General features: G+C 70.6%; 24 protein-coding genes and 1 tRNA gene. 20 read left to right on the forward strand and 5 right to left on the reverse strand.

Going from position 1 to position 24,509, the window contains the following annotated elements:
* Positions 1–31 precede the first annotated feature (31 nt).
* Complete coding sequence (gene bcp / locus DEJ16_RS11740) at positions 32–502, reverse strand: thioredoxin-dependent thiol peroxidase (protein WP_110824480.1); 471 nt, start codon at positions 500–502, stop codon at positions 32–34.
* A gap of 113 nt (positions 503–615) precedes the next feature.
* Here bcp and DEJ16_RS11745 point away from each other — a divergent pair.
* Positions 616–691: transfer RNA gene (locus DEJ16_RS11745), tRNA-Lys, on the forward strand.
* Positions 692–836: 145 nt separating this feature from the next.
* Here DEJ16_RS11745 and DEJ16_RS11750 read toward each other — a convergent pair.
* Positions 837–1,487 carry a YigZ family protein gene (locus tag DEJ16_RS11750; RefSeq protein WP_110824479.1) on the reverse strand — a complete coding sequence of 217 codons (651 nt, stop codon included), beginning with the start codon at positions 1,485–1,487 and terminating at the stop codon, positions 837–839.
* Positions 1,488–1,544: 57 nt separating this feature from the next.
* Here DEJ16_RS11750 and DEJ16_RS11755 point away from each other — a divergent pair, with 57 nt between their 5' ends.
* The 4 genes from DEJ16_RS11755 to DEJ16_RS11770 all read left to right on the forward strand — a co-directional run bounded on the left by DEJ16_RS11755 (position 1,545) and on the right by DEJ16_RS11770 (position 3,696).
* On the forward strand, positions 1,545–1,985 hold the full coding sequence (locus tag DEJ16_RS11755) for a hypothetical protein (protein WP_110824478.1): 441 nt from the start codon (positions 1,545–1,547) through the stop codon (positions 1,983–1,985).
* Positions 1,982–2,446, forward strand: a complete 465-nt coding sequence (locus tag DEJ16_RS11760; RefSeq protein ID WP_110824477.1) for an ImmA/IrrE family metallo-endopeptidase — start codon at positions 1,982–1,984, stop codon at positions 2,444–2,446. Before DEJ16_RS11755 ends, DEJ16_RS11760 begins: the two co-directional genes overlap by 4 nt.
* On the forward strand, positions 2,443–3,369 hold the full coding sequence (locus tag DEJ16_RS11765; RefSeq protein WP_110824476.1) for a hypothetical protein: 927 nt from the start codon (positions 2,443–2,445) through the stop codon (positions 3,367–3,369). Before DEJ16_RS11760 ends, DEJ16_RS11765 begins: the two co-directional genes overlap by 4 nt.
* A 114-nt stretch (positions 3,370–3,483) precedes the next feature.
* The gene (locus tag DEJ16_RS11770) at positions 3,484–3,696 is read left to right on the forward strand and encodes an SCO4848 family membrane protein (protein ID WP_110824475.1); all 213 of its coding nucleotides are present in this window, start codon (positions 3,484–3,486) and stop codon (positions 3,694–3,696) included.
* 384 nt (positions 3,697–4,080) lie between these two features.
* On the opposite strand, the gene DEJ16_RS11775 is transcribed toward DEJ16_RS11770, so the two are convergent.
* Positions 4,081–5,631 (reverse strand): amino acid permease, encoded by a 1,551-nt coding sequence (locus DEJ16_RS11775; protein ID WP_110824474.1) that lies wholly within the window; start codon positions 5,629–5,631, stop codon positions 4,081–4,083.
* Positions 5,632–5,775: 144 nt separating this feature from the next.
* Here DEJ16_RS11775 and DEJ16_RS11780 point away from each other — a divergent pair, with 144 nt between their 5' ends.
* Positions 5,776–6,957, forward strand: coding sequence for a mechanosensitive ion channel family protein (locus DEJ16_RS11780; RefSeq protein WP_110824473.1), 1,182 nt, complete (start codon positions 5,776–5,778; stop codon positions 6,955–6,957).
* A 72-nt stretch (positions 6,958–7,029) separates the two neighbouring features.
* Here the strand turns inward: DEJ16_RS11780 and DEJ16_RS11785 are convergent, their stop codons facing one another.
* Positions 7,030–7,230 carry a hypothetical protein gene (locus DEJ16_RS11785; protein ID WP_110824472.1) on the reverse strand — a complete coding sequence of 67 codons (201 nt, stop codon included), beginning with the start codon at positions 7,228–7,230 and terminating at the stop codon, positions 7,030–7,032.
* 100 nt (positions 7,231–7,330) lie between these two features.
* Here DEJ16_RS11785 and DEJ16_RS11790 point away from each other — a divergent pair, with 100 nt between their 5' ends.
* The gene (locus DEJ16_RS11790; protein WP_110824471.1) at positions 7,331–8,482 is read left to right on the forward strand and encodes an SLC13 family permease; all 1,152 of its coding nucleotides are present in this window, start codon (positions 7,331–7,333) and stop codon (positions 8,480–8,482) included.
* Positions 8,483–8,516: 34 nt separating this feature from the next.
* Here DEJ16_RS11790 and DEJ16_RS11795 read toward each other — a convergent pair whose 3' ends face one another.
* A complete protein-coding gene (locus tag DEJ16_RS11795; RefSeq protein WP_110824470.1) occupies positions 8,517–9,488 on the reverse strand; it encodes a magnesium transporter CorA family protein in 972 nt (323 codons plus the stop codon).
* A gap of 156 nt (positions 9,489–9,644) precedes the next feature.
* Here DEJ16_RS11795 and otsA point away from each other — a divergent pair, with 156 nt between their 5' ends.
* The 13 genes from otsA to DEJ16_RS11860 all read left to right on the forward strand — a co-directional run bounded on the left by otsA (position 9,645) and on the right by DEJ16_RS11860 (position 24,153).
* Positions 9,645–11,237 carry an alpha,alpha-trehalose-phosphate synthase (UDP-forming) gene (gene otsA / locus DEJ16_RS11800; RefSeq protein WP_110824469.1) on the forward strand — a complete coding sequence of 531 codons (1,593 nt, stop codon included), beginning with the start codon at positions 9,645–9,647 and terminating at the stop codon, positions 11,235–11,237.
* Positions 11,230–12,009 carry a trehalose-phosphatase gene (gene otsB, locus DEJ16_RS11805; RefSeq protein ID WP_110824468.1) on the forward strand — a complete coding sequence of 260 codons (780 nt, stop codon included), beginning with the start codon at positions 11,230–11,232 and terminating at the stop codon, positions 12,007–12,009. Before otsA ends, otsB begins: the two co-directional genes overlap by 8 nt.
* A 71-nt stretch (positions 12,010–12,080) precedes the next feature.
* Positions 12,081–13,775, forward strand: a complete 1,695-nt coding sequence (gene ilvD / locus DEJ16_RS11810) for a dihydroxy-acid dehydratase (RefSeq protein WP_110824467.1) — start codon at positions 12,081–12,083, stop codon at positions 13,773–13,775.
* A gap of 46 nt (positions 13,776–13,821) precedes the next feature.
* Complete coding sequence (locus DEJ16_RS11815) at positions 13,822–15,642, forward strand: acetolactate synthase large subunit (RefSeq protein ID WP_110824466.1); 1,821 nt, start codon at positions 13,822–13,824, stop codon at positions 15,640–15,642.
* On the forward strand, positions 15,639–16,139 hold the full coding sequence (ilvN, locus tag DEJ16_RS11820; protein ID WP_110824465.1) for an acetolactate synthase small subunit: 501 nt from the start codon (positions 15,639–15,641) through the stop codon (positions 16,137–16,139). Before DEJ16_RS11815 ends, ilvN begins: the two co-directional genes overlap by 4 nt.
* Before the next feature lie 44 nt (positions 16,140–16,183).
* Positions 16,184–17,209: a ketol-acid reductoisomerase gene (gene ilvC, locus DEJ16_RS11825; protein ID WP_110824464.1), complete on the forward strand. Its 1,026-nt coding sequence runs from the start codon at positions 16,184–16,186 to the stop codon at positions 17,207–17,209.
* Between the two features lie 201 nt (positions 17,210–17,410).
* On the forward strand, positions 17,411–18,601 hold the full coding sequence (locus tag DEJ16_RS11830; RefSeq protein ID WP_110824463.1) for a mannitol-1-phosphate 5-dehydrogenase: 1,191 nt from the start codon (positions 17,411–17,413) through the stop codon (positions 18,599–18,601).
* A gap of 26 nt (positions 18,602–18,627) precedes the next feature.
* On the forward strand, positions 18,628–19,050 hold the full coding sequence (locus tag DEJ16_RS11835; protein WP_110824462.1) for a hypothetical protein: 423 nt from the start codon (positions 18,628–18,630) through the stop codon (positions 19,048–19,050).
* On the forward strand, positions 19,047–19,436 hold the full coding sequence (locus tag DEJ16_RS11840; protein WP_110824461.1) for a hypothetical protein: 390 nt from the start codon (positions 19,047–19,049) through the stop codon (positions 19,434–19,436). The genes DEJ16_RS11835 and DEJ16_RS11840 overlap by 4 nt, the downstream gene beginning before the upstream one ends.
* Positions 19,437–19,540: 104 nt before the next feature.
* Entirely contained in the window at positions 19,541–21,130 is a 1,590-nt protein-coding gene (gene serA, locus DEJ16_RS11845; RefSeq protein ID WP_110824460.1) for a phosphoglycerate dehydrogenase, read from the forward strand.
* Positions 21,131–21,137: 7 nt separating this feature from the next.
* On the forward strand, positions 21,138–22,205 hold the full coding sequence (locus tag DEJ16_RS11850) for a 3-isopropylmalate dehydrogenase (protein ID WP_110824459.1): 1,068 nt from the start codon (positions 21,138–21,140) through the stop codon (positions 22,203–22,205).
* 13 nt (positions 22,206–22,218) lie between these two features.
* Positions 22,219–23,373, forward strand: coding sequence for a branched-chain amino acid aminotransferase (locus tag DEJ16_RS11855; RefSeq protein WP_110824458.1), 1,155 nt, complete (start codon positions 22,219–22,221; stop codon positions 23,371–23,373).
* Between the two features lie 9 nt (positions 23,374–23,382).
* Positions 23,383–24,153, forward strand: coding sequence for a fumarylacetoacetate hydrolase family protein (locus DEJ16_RS11860; protein WP_110824457.1), 771 nt, complete (start codon positions 23,383–23,385; stop codon positions 24,151–24,153).
* The last annotated feature ends 356 nt before the right edge of the window (positions 24,154–24,509 follow it).

Here is a 24,509-nt window from a genome sequence, read left to right on the forward strand (position 1 = left end):
CCGGGCCCGAGCAGCACCGGGAGGCGGGCCGTCAGACCAGGCCGAGCTTCTTCCGCAGGCTCGCCACATGGCCGGTGGCCTTGACGTTGTAGAGCGGCAGCTGGACGCGGCCCTCCTCGTCGACGACGATCGTCGACCGGATGGTGCCGGTGACGATCTTGCCGTAGTTGTTCTTCTCACCCCATGCCCCGTACGCGCGGTGTACGGCGAGATCGGGGTCGCTCAGCAGCGGGAAGCTCAGGGCCTGCTCGGAGTGGAAGCGCTGCAGGGCGGGCAGCTCGTCCTTCGAGACGCCGAGGACCTCGTAGCCGGCGGCCTGGAGCGACGACATGTTGTCGCGGAAGTCGCAGGCCTCGGTGGTGCAGCCCGGGGTGGACGCCGCGGGGTAGAAGTACACGATCACCTTCCGTCCGCGGAGGTCCGCGAGCGCGTGCTCGGTGCCGTCCTGGTCGGGGAGGGTGAAGTCGGGGGCGGTGTCGCCGGCGGCGAGACGGTCGCTCAAGTGGGGCTCCTGTTCGTCCGGTGCCGCGAGTGGTCAACGGCACGCAGAAGTCATGCTATTGTTGATTCCCGTCGCGGGGCGCACGCCGAAGCGGCAGGACAACTCCACACCACGCACCTCTAGCTCAATTGGCAGAGCAACTGACTCTTAATCAGTGGGTTCTCGGTTCAAGTCCGAGGGGGTGCACCAACCGAAGACCCCGACCGATCCGGTCGGGGTCTTCGTCGTCCTACCGGCGTTCCACGCACCGTGCCTCGCGAGACCGTCGTGCCCGACACGCCCGACCCGGTTCCGGTCACCATCTCGACCGGACGGCCCAGCCGCCGGCGCTGCGTCACCCGTCGGACAGCTCCACCACTCGCTCCTCGCCGACCACCGCATCGAGCCCGCCCGACGACACCGCCGCCAACTCCGCCCGGAGTTCTGCGATCCCGTCGGTCGGCACCCACACCTCGAACGTCGCCTCCGCGCCGTAGACCGTCGCGCCGGAGGTGGCGTCGTGCCGCTGCACCCACGCGCGCAGGGCGTTGTCCACCCGTCCCGCGTCGGCGTGCGGGACCGCTACGGTCACCTGCGTCCGGGCGGCGCGGCGGACGACCTCCGCCCGGTCAAGCGTCTCGGACACCGAGGTCGAGTAGGCCCGGACCAGCCCACCGGCACCGAGCTTCACGCCGCCGAACCACCGGCTGACGACCACGACGACGTCGGTGAGGTCCCGCCGACGGAGGACCTCGAGCATCGGGACGCCCGCGGTGCCCGAGGGTTCACCGTCGTCGGAGGACCGGGCCTGGTCTCCGAGGACGCCGGTGACCATCGCGGTGCAGTGGTGCCGGGCGTCCCACGAGCGACGGCGGACGTCCGCGATGACGGCCTCCGCCGCCGCCGCGTCCGCGGCGGGGTGCGCGAGGGTGACGAACCGGGAGCGCGACACGACGATCTCGTGCTCGACCGGGCCGGCGATGGAAGCGGGGTACCGGCGGGACACCCGTCCGAGGGTAGTGGCGCAGTAGGGTGGTCGGGCACGGGATCGAAGGGGGCGACGATGACGGGATCGGTGCCGAAGGGCGGCGTGCTCGACGCGGGGGAGCTCGCGCGACGGCTCAACCTGCTGCTCGACTTCGAGGAGTCGCAGCGTGGTGCACCCGTGCCCTTCGCGGAGATCGAGCAGTACGTGGCCGACGGCGGCGGTTCGCTCTCGCGCGCGAAGTGGACCTACATGGTTTCCGGTGACGGGCGGCGGAACAGCGACACCCAGCTGCTGCGCCTGCTCGCGGGCTTCTTCGAGGTCGACGACCGTTTCCTGCTCGAGGACAGTGAACTGCCCGAGCGCATCGGCGCGCAACTCGCCCTCGTGCGGGCCGTCCGTTCGGCCCGGGTGAGCGGTTTCGCAGCGCGGACCTTCCCCGGTGAACTCTCGCCGGAGGCCCTCCGCCGCATCGCCGAGGTCATCGAGCAGGAGTCGCGCAGCGGCGGTGCGGTGTGACCGCGCCGACGCTGGTCGACCGGTTCTGGCAGCTGGGCGAGGACGCGGGCTGGACCGGGATCGACGACGCCGTCGCGGCGGCCGAGGACCTCGTCGGCAAGCCGATCACCGTCCGTGAGGAGTCGTTCCTGGCCGACGAGCCGGTGTGCGGCTTCGTCGCGACGCTGGAGCACCGTCACCTCGTGATGATCTCCCCGACGCCGTCCCCGACCTTCCGCGCGTTCGTCATCGGACACGAGCTCGGCCACGTCCTGCACGGACACCACGAGACCGCGCCGCAGGCCGCCGCCATCCGGAGCCTCATCCCGGACCTGCCCGAGTACAAGGTCGAACGGGCCCTCGCCCGCGGCCTCTTCGAGAACGAGTACGAACGCGAGGCCGAGCTCTTCGCCGACCGGCTCGCGCAGCTGATCCGCGGCCACCGCGAACGTCCGAGTGCGTTCCGCGGGGTCTTCGGGTGATCCTCGCCGTCGTCCAGGCGGTCCTGCTCGTCGTCGGGGCGGTCGTCCTCTCCGTCGTGCAACGCGGGCAGGACCGGACGCTGGCACTGACGTTCCTGCTGTTCTCGGGCACGGTCGTCGCCGGCGTCGACCCCCTGTACCGCGCCGTCGACCCGCTGCTCGGCGGACGGAACGTCTTGACACTCGTGTGCGACGTCCTGATGGCGGCGGGGACGAGCACGCTGCTCTGGGGCGTCGCGAAGGCCGTGGGAGCGGCACGGCCGTGGATGCGCAGGGCGGTCGTCGCGTCGTGCTCCGTCGTGGTCGTCGCCGTCGTGACGGCGTTCGTGCTGCTCGACCCGGTCCCGACGACCACGACGTTCATGCTCGCCGTCGGTGCGCAGCCCCTCGCGGCGGTCTACTCGATCGTGCAGACGACGTACCTGGGCGTCGCCCTCGGCGCCACCGGGCTCATCTGCGTGCTGCGCATCCGGGAGGCCCGGACCGGTCCGGACCGAGTCGGCCTGTGGGCGCTCGTCGCCGGCGGGGTCTTCGGCGTCGTCCGCATGGTGGTCGTCGCGGTGATGGACCTGGCCCACGTCGCCGGCCGGATCGACGTCACGCGGGCGCTCGCCCTGCCGTACGACGTCACGACACCGGGCGCGGTGCTGCTCGTCGCATCCGGCATGCTCCTGCTCGTTCTCGGCCACCGGCTCTGGCAGAGCAGACGGACCCGGGCGCTGCAGGATGCCCTCCGCCGTCTCGAACCGGTCCACGCCCGACTCGGCACCGACAACGAGTACCCCGACTCCGACGACCCCGCGACCCGGCTCAGCCGTCTCATCGTCGAGGTGAACGACGGCGCCCGTCGACACCGCACACCGCTCAGCCCGGCCGACCAGGCAGCGCTGGCCGAGGCGGAAGCGGTCCTCGCGGGCACCTGACCCCGGGCCCGACCACCCGGTCGTGTACGCTCTGTAGCACGTGCTACACCCGGTGTGGTCGCGGGTCTCGGCCGGTCGTGGGGGGCGGCCGAGGCCCGGGCGTAGGATCGTCGGGTGCTCGTCTTCGCTGCAGTGGTCCTGATCGTCGGCGCCGTCTTCAACGTGGTCGCGTGGCCGCGCTTCTTCCAGCGCGTCGCGAAGGACTCCCGCGCCCGGGACGCCGCGGGCCGCCCGACGACGTTCTGGCGCGTGCACTTCGTGCTGCTGCTCATCGCGCTGGTGATCGCGGTGGCCTCCGTGCTCGCCGCGGTGCTGCTGCTGGTCTGACGCCCGCCCGCCCGCGTCGTAGCGACGTCGCCGGCAGGGGCGGGCGGGAGCGGCGCACCGAGCGCCGAGCGCAACGCGACGTCGGCGACCGCCTCGTCGGCGGGGGAGAGCAACACCCGCCAAACGTCGTCCGGCGTGACGAACTCGACGCAGACCGCGTCGTCGTCGCACTCCTCGATCCGCCACCCCTGCACGGCGTCCATCGGTACCGGGAGCAGCGCGTCGCGCTCGAAGCTCGTCTCCGCGGTGACCCGGTCACGGAACACCCGCACCCGGCACGTGGCGCCACGCCAGGTGTGCTGCAGGTCGAGCGTCGGGAGAACAGGAGAGTCCGGCACCCGCTGATCGTACCGGCGGGTGCCGGACCCGTGCCACGTCGGGGGGTCAGCTGCGGCCGTCGCCGTCCGTGTGCTCGGTGGACCGCCGCACCTGCGCGGCCGGGTCGCGGCCGGTGATCGGGTACGGACCGGTGACGCCCTGGCGCAGCGAGGCGATGCGGAGGATCCGGTCACGCTGCAGGAACCAACCGACGACCAGCAGCGGGATGACGACGACCAGCGAGGCGATCGTGTACGTCCCGACCGGGTAGTCGATCGCCATGAGCACGATCACCGACGCGAGGAACGCCAGCGTCAGCCAGCTCGTGACGGGAGCCCCGGGCAGCCGGAACGTCGGTTCCTTCGCCAGCCCCTGCTTGGCCCACTGTCGCAGCTTCATCTGGCAGAGGATGATCGTGCCCCACGCCGTGATGATGCCGAGGCTGGCGATGTTCAGGGCGATCTCGAACGCCTGTCCCGGCACGAAGTAGTTCAGGACGACACCGGCGACGGTGAAGGCCGCGGTGAGCAGGATGCCGGCGTACGGCACGCCGCCCTTCGACATCTTCGTGGTCCACTTCGGCGCCGAGCCGTTCATGCCCATCGAGTGCAGCGCGCGGCCGGTCGAGTACAGCCCGGCGTTCAGGGACGACAGCGCCGCGGTGAGCACGACGAAGTTCATGATCGACCCGACGACGACCCCCACCTGCGGGTTCCCGATCGACGAGAAGAACGTGACGAAGGGGCTCTCGCCCTCCTTGTACGCCGTGTACGGCAGCAGGATCGACAGGAGGACGATCGAGCCGACGTAGAAGACCGCGATGCGGAAGACGACGGAGTTGATCGCGCGCGGGATGACCTTCTCGGTGTCCTGGGTCTCGCCCGACGCGGTGCCGACGAGCTCGATCGCGGCGTAGGCGAACACGACGCCCTGGATGACGAGGACGGCCGGCAGGACGCCGTTCGGCAGGAGCCCGCCGTTGTCGCCCCAGATCGAGAAGCCGGTCCGGACCGCCTCGCCGCCGGTCTCCACCGGGAACGCGAAGACGAGCCAGACGATCGCGACGACCAGGAACGCGACGAGCGCGGCGACCTTGATGAGCGCGAACCAGAACTCGAGTTCGCCGAACACCTTCACCGCGACCATGTTCGCGGCCAGGACGACGACCAGGGCGATGAGTGCGAGGAGCCACTGCGGGGCCGCGGTGAACGCCGACCAGTACTTCAAGTAGACCGCGACGGCCGTCGTGTCCACGATCGAGGTCATCGCCCAGTTGAGGAAGTACATCCACCCGGCCGCGTAGGCGAACTTCTCGCCGTAGAACTCGCGGGCGTACGAGATGAACGACCCGGAGGAGGGCCGGTGCAGCACGAGCTCCCCGAGTGCCCGGAGGATGAAGAAGGCGAACACGCCCGCGATCAGGTACGTCACCGCGAGGGCGGGACCGGCGGTGTGGAGCCGGCCACCGGCACCGAGGAACAGGCCCGTCCCGATCGCGCCACCGATGGCGATCATCTGCAGTTGCCGGGGCTTCAGCCCGTGCTGGTAGCCCTCCTGCTCGTGCGAGAAGTCGTTCGCCGGAGCGCGGTCGACCCCCGTGTCGTTCTTCGCTGTCATGGCCGACACGCTACCGCCGCACGTCCGACCCGGGCGCCCTGCGGCCTCCGCACCTCGTCCCACCGCGCCCGATGGCCTTCCCGCGGCCCGCTCCCTGGCCGCCGCCTGGACGACGAGTGACGCGGGACCCACCACGATGGACGGATGGACATCTTCCTCCGACTCCTCGTCGCGATCGGGATCGCCCTGCTCGTCACGGCCGTCGCGTCACTCGTCCTGCACCTGGTCTTCCGGGCGCTCGGTCGGCGGGAACGCTGGGCGGCCGCGCTCTCCCGGCGCACGAAGCACCCGACCCGCACCACCCTGCTCCTCGCCATGCTCTGGACGGCGTTCAGCACGAGCATCCCGCGCGACGCCGACCGGTTCCCGTGGCGGGACGAGGTGTCGCACGTCTTCCTCATCGCGATGATCGGCGTCGGGTGCTGGTTGGCCTGCGAGCTCGCGATCTTCCTCGAGAGCCTCGGGCTGCACAAGTACCGCGTGGACGTCCCCGACAACCGGGTCGCCCGCCGGGTGCGAACGCAGGTGCTCATCATCCGGCGACTCACCGTCGCCGTCCTCGTCATCATCGCCGTCGGTGCGATCCTGCTCACCTTCCCCGGGGTGGAGGCCGCCGGCGCGAGCGTCCTGGCGAGCGCCGGGCTCCTCTCGGTGATCGCCGGTCTCGCCGCGCAGTCGATGCTCGGGAACGTCTTCGCGGGCATGCAGCTCGCCTTCTCCGGCTCGATCCGGGTCGACGACGTCGTGGTGGTGGAGACGCAGTGGGGCCGGATCGAGGAGATCACCCTCACCTACGTGGTCGTGCACCTGTGGGACGACCGGCGGTTCGTGCTGCCCTCGACCTACTTCACGAGCACCCCGTTCGAGAACTGGACCCGCACGGGCAGCGAGCTGCTCGGTGCGGTCGAGTTCGACCTCGACTGGCGGGTGAGCCCGTCGGAGATGCGCGAAGAGCTCGACCGCATCCTCGAGACGAGCACGATCTGGGACGGCCGCACCAAGGTGCTGCAGGTCACGGACGCCGTCGGGGGACTGGTGCGCGTCCGCATCCTCGTCACCGCGCCCGATGCCGGCGGCCTGTTCGACCTCCGGTGCTACGTCCGCGAGGAGATGGTGGAGTGGATGCAGCGCCAGCACCCGGAGGCACTGCCGCTGCAGCGCGTCCAGCTCACCGACCCGGTGCAGGAGCCCGCGGCACCGCGCCGGCCGCGGAGCGAGAACGACTCCCAGCTGTTCGGTGAGGGCGACGAACGCTCCGCCCTGTTCACCGGCCCGATCCAGACCTCGGGCATCCGCGCCGAGGACGTCCCGCCCGAGCGGCGCTGACCAGCTGTCCCATGACGGACGGGAGGCCCGCTACCAGCTGGTAGCGGGCCTCCCGTCCGTCGTGTGGTGCCGTCAGCGTGCTGCGCGCTGCTTCGCCTTCACCGCGCGGTCGTCCTCGACGACCGTGCCGACCGCCACGATCGTGGTCGAGAGCCAGGCCACCCAGGTCAGGGCGAGCCGCCAGTCGCGCGGTCCACGCCTGGTCGTCTGCAGCACGCTGTAGCCGCTGATGAGCGAGCCCCACACCGCACCGCTGAACATGAACTTCCGCACGGGTTCCTCCTGTCGTCGTCCGGCCCACGTTACCGGGCGGTACATTGGAGCGCCGCCGGGCGCACAGGGACCGCCGGCCATCCCAGCAAGGAGTCGCATCGTGCGCCAAGCCGTCATCGGAGCCGTCCTGCTCGCCGTCGGGGCGGTGTGCGTCGCCCTCGGGTTGCTGCCGCTGCCCGAACTCGCGGCGCTCGCGGAGCGGGTCCTGCCGGTGCTCGGCTTCGTCCTCGGGCTGACGATCGTCTCCGAGCTCGCCGCGGACGCGGGCGTCTTCGACCGGCTCGCCGACCTCGCCGCGCGGATCGGCGGCGGACGGACGATCGGCCTGTGGGCCGCGGTCGTCGTGCTCGCCGTGGTGTGCACGGTGTTCCTGTCGATCGACACCACCGCGGTCCTGTTGACACCGATCGTCATCACGCTCGCGCGCCGGGTCGGGCTGCCGCCGATGCCCTTCGCCCTCACCACCGTCTGGCTCGCGAACACGGCATCGCTGCTGCTGCCGGTGTCGAACCTGACGAACCTGCTCGCGGTGGACGGCATCGGACTCGACGGGCCGCTGCCGTTCGCCCGGTTGATGGTGTGGGCGGCGCTCGCCGGGGTCGTCGTGCCCTGCGCGGTGCTGCTCGTGGTGTTCCGTCGCTCGCTGTTCGGGCGCTACACGCCGGTCGGGCTGCGGAAGGCGTCCGATCCGGTCTTCTCCTGGGCGGCGTCCGTCGTCCTCGTCGCCCTGGTCGTGGCCCTGACCGCGGGGGTCGAGGTCTGGGTCGCCGCCGTCCTCGCGGCGCTCGTGCTCATCGGGGTCGCGGCGTGGCGGGCACCCTCGGAGCTCAGGCCGTCCCGCGTGCCCTGGTCCACGCTCGTGTTCGCCGCCGGGCTCTTCGTCGTCGTCGAGACCCTGCACGCCACCGGGGTCACCGACCCGATCGTCCAGGCGGTCGGCGGGGGCACCGGGACCGGTCCGCTGCTGCTCCTCGGCGGGGCAGGGGCCGTCGCGGCGAACGCGATCGACAACCTGCCCGCCTACCTGGTGCTCGAACCGGCCGCGGGGCACGAGGCCCTGCGGTACGCGGCGCTGCTCGTCGGCGTGAACGCCGGGTGTCTCATCACGCCGTGGGCCTCGCTCGCGACGCTGCTGTGGCACGCGCGGCTCACGGCCGAGGGCATCCACCTTTCGTGGGGGCGCTACATCGCCCTCGGGTGCGTGGTCGCGCCGCTCACCGTCGTCGCGGGCGTGCTGGCGCTGCAGATCTGATCCGTCGTGCCCGGCGCGCTCGCGGTGCCGGCACTCAGAGCCAGTCGCGGTGCTTGAACGACCGGTAGAGGACCAGCGACGTCACCACGGTGAGCGCGAGCGACGCCCACAGCCCGCTCCACTCGCCCTCGCCGGGGAACTCCACGTTCTGCCCGAAGAAGCTCGTGATGCCGGTCGGGATGGCAATGATCGCCGCCCAGCTCGTCACCTTCTTCATGACGGTGTTCTGCCGGTTCGACGCCAGGTTCAGGTTCGTCTCCAGGACGCTGGAGACCGCGTCGCGCTGCTGCTCGACGGTGTCCGCGATCGACACGAGGTGGTCCTCCACATCGCGGAAGTACGGGCGGACCCCGTCGACGATCGTCTCGGCGTCACCGTGCAGCAGCGACCCCACGCTGTCCCGGGTGGGGACGACGAGCCGGCGCAGCACGCCGAGCGCCTTCCGGAGCCGGAACGAGCGCCGCTGGATTTGCTGCTCGCGCGGGTCCCCGTTCTCGAACAGGTCGTCCTCGAGCGCGTCGATGTCCCGCTCGATCGTCTCGAGGACGCTCGTGGCGTGGTCGACGACCGTGTCGAGCAGGCCCCACAGCAGCCACGGGACCCCGTGGTCGGCGAGGTCGCTGTTGGCGTCCCACCGGCGCTGGACCGCGGAGGTGTCGAAGTCGGCGCCGTGGATCGTCACGAGCGCGTGGGAGGTGACGAACGCCTTCACCTCGTGGGTGACGAGTCCACCGTCCTCGCCGGGGCCGTGCGCGTCGTAGACGACGAGGAACAGGCTGTCCCGGTACCGGTCGAGCTTCGGGCGTTGCCCGCGCTCCACGGCGTCCTCGACGGCGAGGGCGTGGATGCCGAGCTCGCCCTCGACCTGCTCGAGGTCGGCCGGTGTCGGATCCGTGAAGTCGACCCAGACGAAGGCGCCGTCGCGGGCGACCAGTTCCGACACGTGTCCGACCGGGAAGTCCTGCTCCGCCGGCGACCCGTCCTGCCAGCAGCGCGTGCTCACCATGGGGCGAGCCTAGTGAGGCGGTCCGGTGGCACCCGACGGTCTGGGCGCTCCGGTGCCCGTCCGTGAACATCCGCTCAGCCCGGTCGACCGGTCGCTGGTAGTTTCGGGGTCGACGCCCCGGCAGGCCGCCGGGCAGGAACGGAGCACCCGCCACCCATGCCCGCAGACCGCACGGACAGCACCCGGTACGCATTCATCGTCGCCTCGAACCGACTGCCCGTCGACCGGGTGGTCGAGGAGGACGGTTCGGAGGGCTGGCGGCACTCTCCCGGCGGCCTGGTCACGGCGCTCGAGCCGGTGATGCGCCAGAACGACGGGGCCTGGGTGGGGTGGGTCGGCCAGCCGGACGTCACGGTCGAGCCGTTCGACAACGAGGGCATCCACATCGTCCCGGTCCCGCTCAGCGCGGACGACGTGCAGGAGTACTACGAGGGCTTCAGCAACGACACACTGTGGCCCCTGTACCACGACGTCATCGAGCACCCGAGCTACCACCGCGACTGGTGGAACGCGTACAAGCGTGTGAACCAGCGCTTCGCGGAGCAGGTTGCCGAGATCGCCGAGCAGGACGGCATCGTCTGGGTGCAGGACTACCAGCTGCAGCTCGTGCCGGCGCTCCTGCGCACCCTGCGTCCCGACCTGACGATCGGGTTCTTCAACCACATCCCGTTCCCGCCGGTCGGCATCTACGCCCAGCTGCCCTGGCGCGCGCAGATCCTGGACGGCCTGCTCGGTGCGGACGTCATCGGGTTCCAGCGGCAGGACGACGCGAGCGACTTCCTCCGTGCGGTGCGGCACATCAAGGGCTACACGACGAAGGGCTCGATCGTCGACGTCCCGGTGGACGACCCGCAGGCACCGCGGAGCCGCAAGGGCGTCACCGTCCGGCACGTCGAGGCCCGGCACTTCCCGATCTCGATCGACGCCGAGAGTTTCGAGGAGATCGCCCGCCGTCCCGAGGTGCAGCAGCGCGCGAAGGAGATCCGTGACGGTCTCGGCAACCCCGCGACCGTCCTGCTCGGCGTCGACCGGCTCGACTACACGAAGGGCATCCGCCACCGCATCAAGGCGTTCGGCGAGCTCGTCGAGGACGGCCGCCTCGCGGTGGAGGACGCCGCGCTCATCCAGGTCGCCAGCCCGAGCCGGGAACGCGTCGACACCTACCGGATGCTCCGCGACGAGATCGAGCTCACCGTGGGACGCATCAACGGCGACCTCGGCGTCATCGGCCACCAGCCGATCTCGTACCTGCACCACGGCTACCCCCGCGAGGAGATGGTGGCGCTCTACCTCGCCGCCGACATCATGCTCGTCACGGCGCTCCGCGACGGCATGAATCTCGTCGCGAAGGAGTACGTCGCGAGTCGCTTCGACAACGACGGCGTGCTCATCCTCTCCGAGTTCGCCGGTGCCGCCGACGAGCTCAAGCAGGCCGTCATCGTCAACCCGCACGACATCGGGGCGCTGAAGGACTCCATCCAGCGCGCGATCGAGATGCCCCGACGGGAGCGCTCGACGCGCATGCGGGCCCTCCGCAAGCGCGTGCGGGACAACGACGTGGCGCGCTGGTCCCGCTCGTTCCTCGAAGCGCTCGACCGCCATGCGCCGAAGAGTGCCCAGATCGACCCGGACGCAGCCGACCAGGGGGAGCCGCACCGCGAGGCGCCGACCGACGGCACGTCGATCTTCGACCAGGACGCCCAGACCGCGCGCGCCGCCGAGGACACCCGGGAGGACCGCGATGCCTGACCGGACGACGGAGACCGGTCTCGTCCAGGCGCTCGAGACGCTCGCGGCTGCGCCGCGACTGCTCGTGGCGCTCGACTTCGACGGCACGCTCGCGCCCTTCGCCGACGACCCCGCACGGGTGGGTGCGCTGCCCGGCAGTTGGGCCGCCGTCCTCACCCTGCAGCGCGCGCGGGACACGGAGGTCGTGCTCGTGTCCGGACGGCCGCTCGGCAGCCTGGCAGCGGTGTCCCACGCGCCGGAGACCATGGCGCTGATCGGCTCGCACGGCGTCGAGTGGCGTGTCGACGGCCACGACGAAGCCGCGCTGACCGAAGAAGAGACCGCCAGGGTCGCCCGGATCGGCGCTGCACTCGACGCGGTCGGTGCCCGCCACCCCGGCGTCGTCATCGAGCACAAGCCGGCGGGCCACGGTGTGCACACCCGGCGGGTGAGCGCGGAGGAGGCCGCCGCGACGAACGCCGAGGCGAGCCGTGCCGCGCACGACGCCGACCCCGGCGTGCTCGAGCGCGGGGGCAAGGACATCCTCGAGTTCGCGGTCCGCCACGTCACGAAGGGCGACGCGATCGACCGCCTCCGGGAGCTCCGAGGAGCGGACGCGGTGTTCTTCGCCGGCGACGACGTGACCGACGAGGACGGCTTCCGGGTGCTCCGCGACGGCGACGTCGGCGTGAAAGTGGGGGAGGGGGACACCCTGGCCGCCCACCGTGTCGCCGATCCGGCAGCCCTGACCGACGTGCTCAAGCAGCTCGGACGACTCCGGGCCACGCGCTGACCGAGGGCGCAACACGATGCAGACGCATGGTGTTGCGCCACTGGTATCCCAAACGGTCCTAGACTCTGGACATGCCTGACATCGACGTGAAGCCGCGCAGCAGGGTCGTCACCGACGGGATCGAAGCAACCACTTCGCGTGGCATGCTGCGGGCCGTCGGGATGGGCGACGAGGACTGGGAGAAGCCGCAGATCGGCATCGCCTCGTCCTGGAACGAGATCACCCCCTGCAACCTCTCCCTCGACCGCCTCGCCCAGGGCGCCAAGGAAGGCGTCCACGGCGGCGGCGGGTACCCGCTGCAGTTCGGCACCATCTCCGTGTCGGACGGCATCTCGATGGGCCACGAGGGCATGCACTTCTCGCTCGTGTCGCGTGAGGTCATCGCCGACAGCGTCGAGACGGTCGTCAGCGCGGAGCGCCTGGACGGCACCGTCCTGCTCGCCGGCTGCGACAAGTCCCTGCCGGGCATGCTCATGGCCGCCGCGCGCCTCGACCTGGCGAGCGTGTTCCTCTACGCCGGGTCGGTCATGCCGGGCTACGTCAAGCAGGCCGACGGGTCGATGAAGGAAGTCACGATCATCGACTCCTTCGAGGGTGTCGGTGCGTGCAAGGCCGGCACGATGACCGAGGAAGAGCTCAAGGAGATCGAGTGCGCGATCGTCCCCGGTGAGGGCGCCTGCGGTGGCATGTACACCGCGAACACGATGGCGAGCCTGGCCGAGGCGCTCGGCATGTCGCTCCCCGGCTCCGCCGCGCCGCCGAGTGCCGACCGCCGCCGCGACTACTACGCGCACCGCTCGGGCGAAGCCGTCGTGAACATGCTCCGCCTGGGACTGACCGCCCGGCAGATCCTGACGCGCGAGGCCTTCGAGAACGCCATCACCGTGCTCATGGCCCTCGGTGGGTCGACGAACGCCGTGCTGCACCTCCTCGCGATCGCCCACGAGGCCGAGGTCGAGCTCACCCTCGACGACTTCAACCGCATCGGCTCGAAGGTCCCGCACCTCGCCGACATGAAGCCCTTCGGCAAGTACGTCATGGTCGACGTCGACCGCAACGGCGGCATCCCGGTGATCATGAAGGCCCTGCTCGAGGCCGGCCTGCTGCACGGCGACTGCATGACCGTCACGGGCAAGACGGTCGCCGAGAACCTGGCGGCGATCGACCCGCCCGAGCTCGACGGCGAGGTCTTCCGGAAGATCGACAACCCGATCCACGCGACCGGTGGCCTGACGATCCTGCAGGGCTCGTTCGCGCCGGAGGGTGCCGTCGTCAAGACGGCCGGCTTCGACGCCTCCGTGTTCGAGGGGCCTGCGCGGGTGTTCGACCGCGAGCGTGCCGCGATGGACGCCCTCACCGAGGGCCGCATCCAGAAGGGCGACGTCGTGGTCATCCGCTACGAGGGACCCAAGGGCGGACCGGGCATGCGCGAGATGCTGGCCATCACAGCGGCCATCAAGGGCGCAGGCCTCGGCAAGGATGTACTACTGTTGACGGACGGTCGATTCTCAGGCGGCACAACCGGCCTCTGCATCGGCCACATCGCACCGGAAGCCGTGGACGCAGGTCCAGTGGCATTCGTGCGCGATGGCGACCGCATCCGTGTCGACATCGCGGCTCGCTCGCTCGACCTACTGGTCGACGACGCCGAGCTGGAATCCCGCCGAGCAGGCTGGGAACCGTTGCCCCCGCGCTACACCCGCGGAGTCCTCGCGAAGTACGCCAAGCTCGTCCAGTCCGCCGCCCTCGGCGCGGTCACGGGCTGACGTCGACACCCGACACATCGCCATCCCTCCAGGCAAGGAACCGTTCATGCCCACGGAAGCCACACCGCTGTCCGCTGCCGGAGCACGTCGCTCACCAGAGGTCCTGACCGGCTCGGGAGCCGTCCTCCGGACGCTCGAGCACCTCGGGATCACCGACGTCTTCGGCCTGCCCGGCGGCGCCATCATCCCGTTCTACGACGAGCTCATGGCGTCCACGACCATCCGCCACATCCTGGTCCGGCACGAGCAGGGCGCCGGCCACGCCGCCGAGGGCTACGCGTCCTCGTCCGGCAAGGTCGGCGTCGCGATCGCGACGTCCGGCCCCGGTGCGACGAACCTCGTCACCGCGATCGCCGACGCCTACATGGACTCCGTGCCGTTCATCGCGATCACCGGGCAGGTCTTCTCGACCCTGATGGGGACGGACGCCTTCCAGGAGGCCGACATCGTCGGGATCACGATGCCGATCACGAAGCACTCGTTCCTCGTCACGAAGCCCGAGGACATCCCCGCCACGATCGCCGCCGCGCACCAGATCGCGACGACCGGCAGGCCCGGCCCGGTGCTCGTGGACATCACCAAGGACGCGCAGCAGATGTCGGCGCCGTACATCTGGCCGCCGAAGATCGACCTGCCGGGCTACCGTCCGGTCACGAAGGCACACGGCAAGCAGATCACCGCCGCCGCGCAGCTGCTCGCCGAGTCGAGCCGCCCGGTCCTGTACGTCGGCGGCGGAGTCATCCGTGCCGGTGCCTCCCCGGAACTCCTGCGCTTCGCCGAGGCGACGGGCGCGCCGGTGGTCACGACGCTCATGGCGCGCGGTGCGTTCCCGGACTCGCACCCGCAGCACCTCGGCATGCCGGGCATGCACGGCACCGTGCCCGCGGTCCTCGGGCTCCAGGAGAGCGACCTCATCATCGCGCTCGGCGCCCGCTTCGACGACCGCGTGACCGGGAAGGCCGACGAGTTCGCCCCGGACGCCAAGGTCGTGCACGTCGACATCGACCCGGCCGAGATCTCGAAGATCCGCTTCGCCGACGTGCCGATCGTCGGGGACGCGAAGGTCGTGCTGGCGGACCTGCTCGAGGCGTGGGCCGCCGTCGACCAGTCCGAGCGCGCCTCCACGGCCGACTGGTGGGCGCACCTCGACAAGATCCGTGCCGACTTCCCGCTGGGGTACGTCGAGCCGCAGGACGGCCTCATCGCACCGCAGCACGTCATCCGCCGCATCGGCGAGATGACCGGACCGGAGGGCGTGTTCGCCTCCGGTGTCGGGCAGCACCAGATGTGGTCGGCACAGTTCATCCAGTACGAGCGCCCGAACGCGTGGCTCAACTCCGGCGGCGCCGGCACGATGGGCTACTCCGTCCCCGCAGCCATGGGTGCCAAGGTCGCCCAGCCGGACCGAGTGGTCTGGGCGATCGACGGTGACGGCTGCTTCCAGATGACCAACCAGGAGCTCGCGACCTGCGTCATCAACGACATCCCGATCAAGGTCGCGGTGATCAACAACTCGTCGCTCGGCATGGTGCGGCAGTGGCAGACGTTGTTCTACGACGGCCGGCACTCGTTCACCGACCTGCAGACCGGGCACGGCACCCGCCGCGTGCCGGACTTCGTCAAGCTCGCGGACGCCTACGGAGCCCTCGGCATCCGGGTCGAGCGTCCCGAGGACATCGACGCCGCGATCCAGCTCGCGCTCGACACCAACGACCGCCCGGTCGTCATCGACTTCGTGGTCAGCCGCGACTCGATGGTCTGGCCGATGGTCCCGCAGGGTGTCGGCAACTCCTCCATCCAGTACGCCCGCGAACTCGCGCCCACCTGGGACGACGAGGACGCCGACATGACGGGGGAGCCCGCATGAGCCACGTCCTGTCCCTCCTCGTGGAGGACAAGCCGGGTCTGCTGACCCGTGTCGCCGGGCTGTTCGCCCGACGCGGCTTCAACATCGAGTCGCTCGCCGTCGGCAGCACCGAGGTGGACGGCCTGAGCCGCATCACCGTGGTGGTCGACGTCGAGGACCTGCCGCTCGAGCAGGTGACGAAGCAGCTCAACAAGCTCGTCAACGTCATCAAGATCGTGGAGCTCGACTTCCCCCAGTCGGTGCAGCGCGAACACATGCTCGTGAAGGTGCGTGTCGACAACCAGACCCGGTCCGCGGTGCTCGACGCCGTGACGCTGTTCCGGGCGCAGGTCGTCGACGTCGCCACCGACTCGCTCGTCGTCGAGGTGACCGGTGACCCCGGCAAGATCCAGGCGATCCTGCGCGTCCTCGAGCCCTACGGCATCAAGGAGCTGGCCCGCGCCGGCCTCCTCGGCATGGGCCGCGGACCGAAGAGCATCACCGACCGGGTGCGCTGAGCACCGGTCAGCCAGAGACCACCGAACCAAGGAGATCACGCACCGTGACTGACATCGTGTACGACGCCGACGCCGACCTCAGCCTCATCCAGGGCAAGAAGGTCGCGGTCATCGGCTACGGGTCGCAGGGCCACGCCCACGCCCTCAACCTCCGCGACTCCGGCGTCGAGGTCAAGATCGGCCTCAAGGAGGGTTCGAAGAGCCGCCAGAAGGCCGAAGAGGCCGGCTTCGAGGTGCTGACCCCGGCCGACGCCACCGCGTGGGCCGACGTCGTCGTCATCCTCACGCCGGACCAGGTGCAGCGGATCGTCTACAAGGACGACATCGCCCCGAACCTCAAGCAGGGTGCGACGCTCGTCTTCGGTCACGGCTTCAACATCCGCTACGGCTACATCGAGGCGCCGGAGGGTGTGGACGTCTCGCTCGTCGCGCCGAAGGGCCCGGGGCACACCGTCCGCCGCGAGTACGAGGCCGGCCGTGGTGTCCCGGTCATCGTCGCGGTCGAGGTCGACGCGTCCGGCAGCGCCTGGGACCTCGCCTGGTCCTACTCCAAGGCCATCGGCGGTCTGCGCTCCGGCGGCATCAAGACCACGTTCACCGAGGAGACCGAGACCGACCTGTTCGGTGAGCAGGCCGTCCTCTGCGGTGGCACGTCGCAGCTCATCCAGTACGGCTTCGAGACCCTGGTCGAGGCGGGCTACCAGCCGCAGATCGCCTACTTCGAGGTCCTGCACGAGCTCAAGCTCATCGTCGACCTCATCTGGGAGGGCGGCCTCACCAAGCAGCGCTGGTCGATCTCCGACACCGCCGAGTTCGGCGACTACGTCTCCGGCCCGCGCGTGATCTCCCCCGAGGTCAAGGAGAACATGAAGGCGGTCCTCGCCGACATCCAGGACGGCACCTTCGCGAAGCGCTTCATCGAGGACCAGGACGCCGGTGCCCCGGAGTTCCAGGCCCTCCGCGAGAAGGGTGAGGGGCACCCGGTCGAGGCGACCGGCCGCGAGCTCCGCAAGCTCTTCGCGTGGAAGCAGGCGGACTCCGACTACGTCGACGGTTCGGCCGCGCGGTAGTCTGCCTGAGACAAGCTCGACCCGCGAGGCGGCGGTGCAGTGCACCGCCGCCTCTCGATGTGACCCGGACACGATGCAGCAGCTCCTCCAGAACCCCGACGTCTCCGGACGTCGACACAGCGCGACGACGCCCGACGTCGTGCCGGTCGTCGCGCCCACGGCGTGGCGCGGGCCCGCCGCCGGACATGGGATGATCGTCGGATGGCGGTGACGAGACGAGCGGTCCACATCGGCGCCGGCAAGATCGGGCGCGGGTTCGTGGGCCAGTTCCTCGTGGCGAGCGGCTACGACCTGACCTTCGTCGACGTCGACGAGCGTGTGGTCGCCGCCCTGAACGAGGCCGGCCGGTTCGTCGTGCACGAGGTCGGCGAGATGCCGGTCGAGCACACCGTCGCCGGGTTCCGCGCGCTGAACAGCAAGACGGACCGCGACCGCGTGGTCCGGGCGATCGCCGAGGCCGACGTCGTCACCACCGCCGTCGGGGCCCGCACCCTGCCTCTCGTGGCGCCGCTCATCGCGGAGGGCCTCGCGGCCCGTCCGCTCGACCGCGGCGAGGTGACGATCGTCGCGTGCGAGAACGCGTTCAACGCCACCGACTCCCTGCACGCGAGCATCCGCCGTGCCCCGATCCTCGAGGACCGCGACATCGCCGCGGTCTTCGCGAACTGTGCGATCGACCGCATCGTCCCGGACCAGTCCGGCGTCCTCGGCCAGTCCGGCGGTCTCGACGTCGTGCTCGAGCCCTTCTACGAGTGGGTCATCGAGCGCACGCCCTTCGCCGGGACCGCCGCCGAGCACCCCGTCATCGACGGCGTGACCTGGGTGGACGACCTGCAGCCGTTCGTCGAGCGCAAGCTCTACACCGTCAACACCGCGCACGCGACCGCCGCCTACCACGGCTGGGTGCGCGGCATCCGGCTGATCCGGGAGGCCCTCCAGGACCCCGCCGTGCGCGCCGAGGTCGACGGGGTGCTCGCGGAGACGACCGCACTGCTCGTCGCGAAGCACGGCTTCGACCCGGAGGAACACGCGCGGTACGTCGCGGCGAACCTGACGCGCATCGCGAACCCGCTCCTGCCGGACACGACGCTGCGCGTCGGCCGGAACCCGCTGCGCAAGCTCGGTCGCCGCGAGCGGTTCATCGGCCCGGCCGCGCAGCTCGCGGAGCGGGGCCTCCCCGTGGACCACCTCCTCGGCGCCGTCCGCGTCGCGCTCGAGTTCGACGACCAGGACGACCCGGAGTCGTACGAACTCCACGCGCTGCTCCGCTCCGGTGCGACGGCGCACGCCCTCACCGAGATCCTCACCGGACTGATGGAGGGCCACCCGCTGTTCCCCGCCGTCCGCGACGTCGTGGCCGGTGTGCTCGAGACCCAGCCAGCCCAGGCATGAGCGGCGACCCTCGTAGACTCGACGGCATGACGGAGGCACGCGAACCCGACGACGACGACGCCCTGTCGTGGGGTGACGCGGACGACGCCACGCACGTGGACGCCGCGCACAACCCGATCGCCGTCCGGGAGCGCGACGAGCGTGACCCCGACGCGCCCGAGACCTCCGGGGCGCTCATCGGGTTCGGCGTGTTCGGCGGGCTGTACCTGCTGTACACCGTGGCGTGGCTGCTCACCGCCTCGACGACCTACGTGTCCGGCGTCGACCGGGTGCTGAGCGGCTACGTCGAGGTCCTGCGCTTCCTGTCGATCGTCGCCCCGGCGCTGTGGTTCACGGTGGTGCTCTGGGCGGCCCGCGGTCGGAGCACCCGCACCCGCCTGCTGTGGATGCTCCTCGGCGCGGTCGTCCTCTTCCCCTGGCCGTTCCTCATGACGCGGAGCTTCGGGTGACGGCGGTCGACGGCCGTGCGGGCCGCGCGGCACGGTTCCGCACCGGACTCCTCGCCCGGATCGCGATCTGGGCCGTGTTCGCCGTGCTGCTGGCGTACATGACCGTGCAGAGCGTCGGGAACCTCGTGACCGTGTCGCGCTCGGTGCAGGAGTTCAACGCGTTCATCGCGAGCTCGTCCGGCGGCGATTCGCTCCGACGCGCCGTGCCGTGGGTCTGGCTCGTCCTGGACATCGTGATCGCGCCGCTGGCCTTCGTCGTCGCGCTGTGGGTCACCCGCCGGTCGACGCTCGCGGTGACGGCAGCGGTGTTCCTGCTCGCGTTCGCGGCGGCCGGAGCGCTCTGGCTCGACCTGCAGCTCTTCGTCCCGCGCCTGCTCGACTTCTGAGCCGGGCGGACCGTCCGGGTCGGCGACGCTGACGGCGTCGTAACGACCCCGCCGCGTCGGTAGGGTGGTGGTACACCACCCGTCTCGTGTGAGGAACAGCAGTCGTGTCGAAGCCGGTCGTCCTGATCGCCGAAGAACTCTCGCCCGCCACCGTCGACGCCCTCGGGCCCGACTTCGAGATCAGGAACGTCGACGGCACCGACCGTCCGGCCCTGCTCTCCGCGCTGTCCGACGCGCACGCGATCCTCGTCCGGTCCGCGACGAAGGTCGACGCCGAGGCGATCGCCGCGGCACCGCAGCTGCAGGTCATCGCCCGCGCCGGCGTCGGGCTCGACAACGTGGACATCAAGGCGGCCACGACCGCCGGCGTCATGGTGGTGAACGCGCCGACGTCGAACATCATCTCGGCTGCCGAGCTGACCGTCGGGCACATCCTGTCGCTCGCGCGCCACATCCCGGCGGCGCACGCGTCGCTGGCCGCCGGCGCGTGGAAGCGGTCGTCCTACACGGGCGTCGAGCTGTACGAGAAGACCGTCGGCATCATCGGCCTCGGTCGGATCGGCGCGCTCATCACGCAGCGCCTCCAGGCCTTCGGCGTCTCGGTCATCGCGTACGACCCCTACGTCACGACGGCTCGTGCACAGCAGCTCGGGGTGGAGCTCGTGTCCCTCGAGGACCTGCTCCGCCGTGCCGACTTCACCACGATCCACATGCCGAAGACCCCGGAGACGGTCGGCATGATCTCCGACGACCAGTTCGCGCTCATGAAGCCGACCGCGTTCGTCGTCAACGTCGCCCGCGGCGGCCTCATCGACGAGGACGCGCTGTACCGCGCCCTGACGTCGAACACGATCGCCGGTGCCGGGCTCGACGTCTTCGTGTCCGAACCGCCGAAGGACTCGCCGCTCGTCTCCCTGCCGAACGTCGTCGTGACGCCGCATCTCGGTGCCTCGACCGACGAGGCGCAGGAGAAGGCCGGTGTCGCCGTCGCCAAGTCGGTCCGCCTGGCACTCGGGGGCGAGCTCGTGCCCGACGCGGTCAACGTCGCCGGCGGGGTCATCGACCCGTACGTGCGGCCCGGCATCCCGCTCGTCGAGAAGCTCGGCCAGGTCTTCACCGCGATGGCGACCTCGCCGGTCACGAGCATCGACGTCGAGGTGCACGGCGAGCTCGCCGAGTACGACGTCAGTGTGCTGAAGCTCGCCGCGCTCAAGGGCGTGTTCACCGACGTCGTCAGCGACCAGGTCTCCTACGTCAACGCGCCGCTCATCGCGGAGCAGCGCGGCGTCACCGTCCGGCTCATCACCGACGGCGACAGCCCCGAGTACCGCAACCTCCTCACGATCCGCGGCGCGCAGTCCGACGGTCCGGCGATCAGCGTCTCCGGCACGCTCACCGGCTCGAAGCAGGTCGAGAAGCTCGTCGAGATCAACGGCTACGACGTCGAGGTCGCGCTCGACAAGCACCACGTGGTCATGGCCTACACGGACCGGCCGGGCATCGTAGCGGTGTACGGCAAGGAGTTCGGCGACGCGGGCATCAACATCGCCGCCATGCAGATCGCCCGCCAGTCGGCCGGTGGGGAAGCGCTCAGCGTGCTGACCGTCGACTCGCCGGTCCCGGACGAGGTGCTCGAGCACGTCCGTTCCACGATCGACGCGGCGTCGCTCCGCGAGATCGACATCACGCTCTAGGAGACCCATGTCGCAGACGCTCAAGCTGGCGGTCATCCGCGGGGACGGCATCGGCCCCGAGGTCGTCGACGAGGCCCTCAAGGTCCTGCACGCGGTGGTCGGTGCGGAGCTCGACGTGCAGGAGACCGCCTTCTCGCTGGGTGCGAGTCGCTTCCTCGAGACCGGGGACGTCCTCACCGAGGACGACATGGCGGCGATCGCCGAGCACGACGCGATCCTCCTCGGAGCCGTCGGCGGTGACCCGCGGGACCCACGGCTCGCCGGCGGGATCATCGAGCGCGGGCTGCTCCTGAAGCTGCGGTTCGCGTTCGACCACTACGTCAACCTCCGGCCGACGACCGTGCACGACGCCGTCGCGTCACCGCTCGCCGCACCCGGGGACGTGGACTTCGTCGTCGTCCGCGAAGGCACCGAGGGTCCGTACGTCGGCAACGGCGGCGCGATCCGCGTGGGGACGCCGCACGAGATCGCCACCGAGGTCTCGCTCAACACGGCGCACGGCGTGGAGCGCGTGGTGCGGTACGCGTTCGACCTGGCCTCGCGGCGACCCCGGCAGCACCTCACCCTCGTGCACAAGAGCAACGTCCTCGTGCACGCCGGGTCGCTCTGGCAGCGGACCGTCGCCGCGGTGGGGCAGGAACACCCGGACGTCACGGTCGACTACCAGCACGTCGACGCCGTCATGATCCACATGGTGCGGGAGCCGTCGCGGTTCGACGTCATCGTGACGGACAACCTCTTCGGCGACATCATCACCGACCTCGCCGGGGCGATCAGCGGCGGCATCGGTCTCGCCGCCTCCGGAAACATCAACCCGGACGGCACCTTCCCGAGCATGTTCGAGCCGGTCCACGGATCGGCGCCCGACATCGCCGGCCAGCAGCTGGCCGACCCGACCGCCGCCGTCCTGTCCGTCGCCCTCCTGCTCGACCACATCGGCCGACCGGACCTCGCGGCGGCGGTGACGCAGGCGGTCGAGGCCGACCTCGCCGACCGGGGCACCACACAGCGGTCGACGGCCGAGATCGGTGACGCCATCGTCGCCGCGGTCACCGCACGCACCACCACGGCCTGACAGGAGCCATCCCATGAGCAACGACACCAACGACGGCAGCGACAGCAGCGGCGCCGACTTCGCACTGGACTTCGCGACCACTCCGTCCCCGGAGCGTCGTGCCGCGGCGGAACGCGAGGAGATCCTCGCCGACCCCGGCTTCGGCAAGCACTTCACCGACCACATGGCGTCCGTCTCGTGGACGATCGACCACGGCTGGCACGGCGCCTCGGTCCACGCGTACGGACCGCTCTCCCTCGACCCGAGCGCGAGCGTCCTGCACTACGCGCAGGAGATCTTCGAGGGCATGAAGGCGTACCGGCACGCCGACGGGTCGGTGTGGTCGTTCCGTCCGGACGCGAACGCGCGACGGTTCGCCCGTTCGGCGCGACGGCTCGCGCTCCCGGAACTGCCCGAGTCGGTCTTCGTCGAGTCCGTCCGGCAGCTGGTCCGCGCGGACGAGGCCTGGGTGCCGTCGGCCCCGGAGACGAGCCTGTACCTCCGCCCGTTCATGATCGCGACCGAGGCCTTCCTCGGCGTCCGCGCCGCCCACGCGGTCCAGTACCACTGCATCGCGAGCCCAGCTGGGGCGTACTTCACCTCGGGGCCGGAGCCGGTGTCGATCTGGCTGTCGACCCGGTACGCCCGCGCAGCCCGGGGCGGCACCGGTGCGGCCAAGACCGGCGGCAACTACGCGGCGTCCCTGCTCCCGCAGCAGGAGGCGTACGAGCACGGCTGCCAGCAGGTGATGTTCCTCGACTCCGAGAAGGGCGAGTACCTCGAGGAGCTCGGCGGCATGAACGTGGTCCTCGTCCGCGCCGACGGCACGCTGATCACGCCCGACTCGGACTCCATCCTCGAGGGCATCACGCGCGACTCGATCCTGCAGCTCGCGGTGGACCGCGGCCTCCGGGTCGAGCGTCGTCCGGTCAGCCTCAGCGAGTGGCGGGACGGCGTCGCGGACGGCACCATCACCGAGGCCTTCGCGTGTGGCACCGCGGCGGTCGTCACGCCGATCGCGGAACTCCGTGGCGACGGCTTCACGATCGGTTCGCCGACCACCGGTGCCGGCGAACTGACGATGTCGCTGCGTACGGAACTGACGGACATCCAGTACGGACGCCGTCCCGACCCGCACGGGTGGATGGTCCGGTTGACGGAGCCGACGACCACCACGAGTGCTGAGTAGGGTCGACGCGTGAAGATCGCACGGTTCAGCACCGAGGGGGAGGACCCCCGTTACGGCATCCTCGATGAGCGCGCACTGGTGGTGCTCGCCGGCGACCCGATGTACCAGGGCTTCGAGACGACGGGGGAGCGGGTGCCCCTCGCGGACGCGAAGCTGCTCGCCCCGGTCATCCCGCGGTCGAAGGTCATCGGCGTCGGGCTCAACTACGCCGAGCACGTCTCGGAGATGGAAGAGCACACCGCCGACGACCCGGTGGTGTTCCTCAAGCCGAACACGTCGGTCATCGGTCCCGAGGACCCGATCCGGCTGCCCGCCGACATCGGCCGCGTCGACCACGAGGGCGAGCTCGCCATCGTGATCGGGTCCCTCGCCAAGAACGTCGCGAAGGAGGACTTCGCGAGCGTCATCCTCGGGTACACGATCGCGAACGACGTGACCGCCCGTGACCTGCAGGCGCGCGACGGCCAGTGGGCCCGCGCCAAGGGCTTCGACACGTTCTGCCCGCTCGGTCCGGTGATCGAGACCGAGATCGACCCGTCGGACATCCGCATCGAGACGCGCGTCGACGGCGACCTCCGTCAGGCCGCGTCCACGAACGAGATGGTGCACGACATCCCGACGCTCATCGAGTTCATCTCGTCGATCTGGACCCTGCTCCCGGGCGACGTCATCCTGACCGGCACCCCGGCGGGCGTCGGCGCGATCCGCGACGGCGAGGTGGTGGAGGTCACGATCTCCGGCATCGGATCGCTCCGCAACCCCGTGATCGCTCGGCACTGACCGGCGACGGCACTGACCGGCGACGTCGCCGACCTCGAGGCCCGACACCGTCACGGTGTCGGGCCTCCGTCCGTCCCGGGGCCGGCCCCGTGCGCGCTGGCCGTGATCCGCGGAGGCGTGGGCGACACGCCCGGGATGGACCCCGGTTGGCAGGTCCTCGCAGGCTGTGTAGAGTAATCACTCGTTGCCGCTGAGGCGGAGAACGGATCGGCCGAGACGCTGACGGAGTTCGACTCCGGGAGATGCAGTCTGGCTCCGGTTCTTCCCCGGGCAACGAACCAGCCTCTCTGGCGAAGCATCCTGGTGGTGTGGAGTGGGGAGTGCGTCTGGTCCTTGAGAACTCAACAGCGTGCACA

Source organism: Curtobacterium sp. MCJR17_055, from assembly GCF_003224335.1.
Classification (GTDB): Bacteria; Actinomycetota; Actinomycetes; order Actinomycetales; family Microbacteriaceae; genus Curtobacterium.

Coding starts and splice junctions, on each gene's coding strand:
- ilvN (WP_110824465.1), top strand. CDS start 15,639: ATGAGCCACGTCCTGTCCCTCCTCGTGGAGGACAAGCCGGGTCTGCTG.
- DEJ16_RS11755 (WP_110824478.1), top strand. CDS start 1,545: ATGACGGGATCGGTGCCGAAGGGCGGCGTGCTCGACGCGGGGGAGCTC.
- DEJ16_RS11855 (WP_110824458.1), top strand. CDS start 22,219: ATGAGCAACGACACCAACGACGGCAGCGACAGCAGCGGCGCCGACTTC.
- DEJ16_RS11850 (WP_110824459.1), top strand. CDS start 21,138: ATGTCGCAGACGCTCAAGCTGGCGGTCATCCGCGGGGACGGCATCGGC.
- DEJ16_RS11830 (WP_110824463.1), top strand. CDS start 17,411: ATGGCGGTGACGAGACGAGCGGTCCACATCGGCGCCGGCAAGATCGGG.
- DEJ16_RS11775 (WP_110824474.1), bottom strand. CDS start 5,631: ATGACAGCGAAGAACGACACGGGGGTCGACCGCGCTCCGGCGAACGAC.
- ilvD (WP_110824467.1), top strand. CDS start 12,081: ATGCCTGACATCGACGTGAAGCCGCGCAGCAGGGTCGTCACCGACGGG.
- DEJ16_RS11795 (WP_110824470.1), bottom strand. CDS start 9,488: ATGGTGAGCACGCGCTGCTGGCAGGACGGGTCGCCGGCGGAGCAGGAC.
- DEJ16_RS11780 (WP_110824473.1), top strand. CDS start 5,776: ATGGACATCTTCCTCCGACTCCTCGTCGCGATCGGGATCGCCCTGCTC.
- DEJ16_RS11815 (WP_110824466.1), top strand. CDS start 13,822: ATGCCCACGGAAGCCACACCGCTGTCCGCTGCCGGAGCACGTCGCTCA.
- DEJ16_RS11835 (WP_110824462.1), top strand. CDS start 18,628: ATGACGGAGGCACGCGAACCCGACGACGACGACGCCCTGTCGTGGGGT.
- otsB (WP_110824468.1), top strand. CDS start 11,230: ATGCCTGACCGGACGACGGAGACCGGTCTCGTCCAGGCGCTCGAGACG.
- otsA (WP_110824469.1), top strand. CDS start 9,645: ATGCCCGCAGACCGCACGGACAGCACCCGGTACGCATTCATCGTCGCC.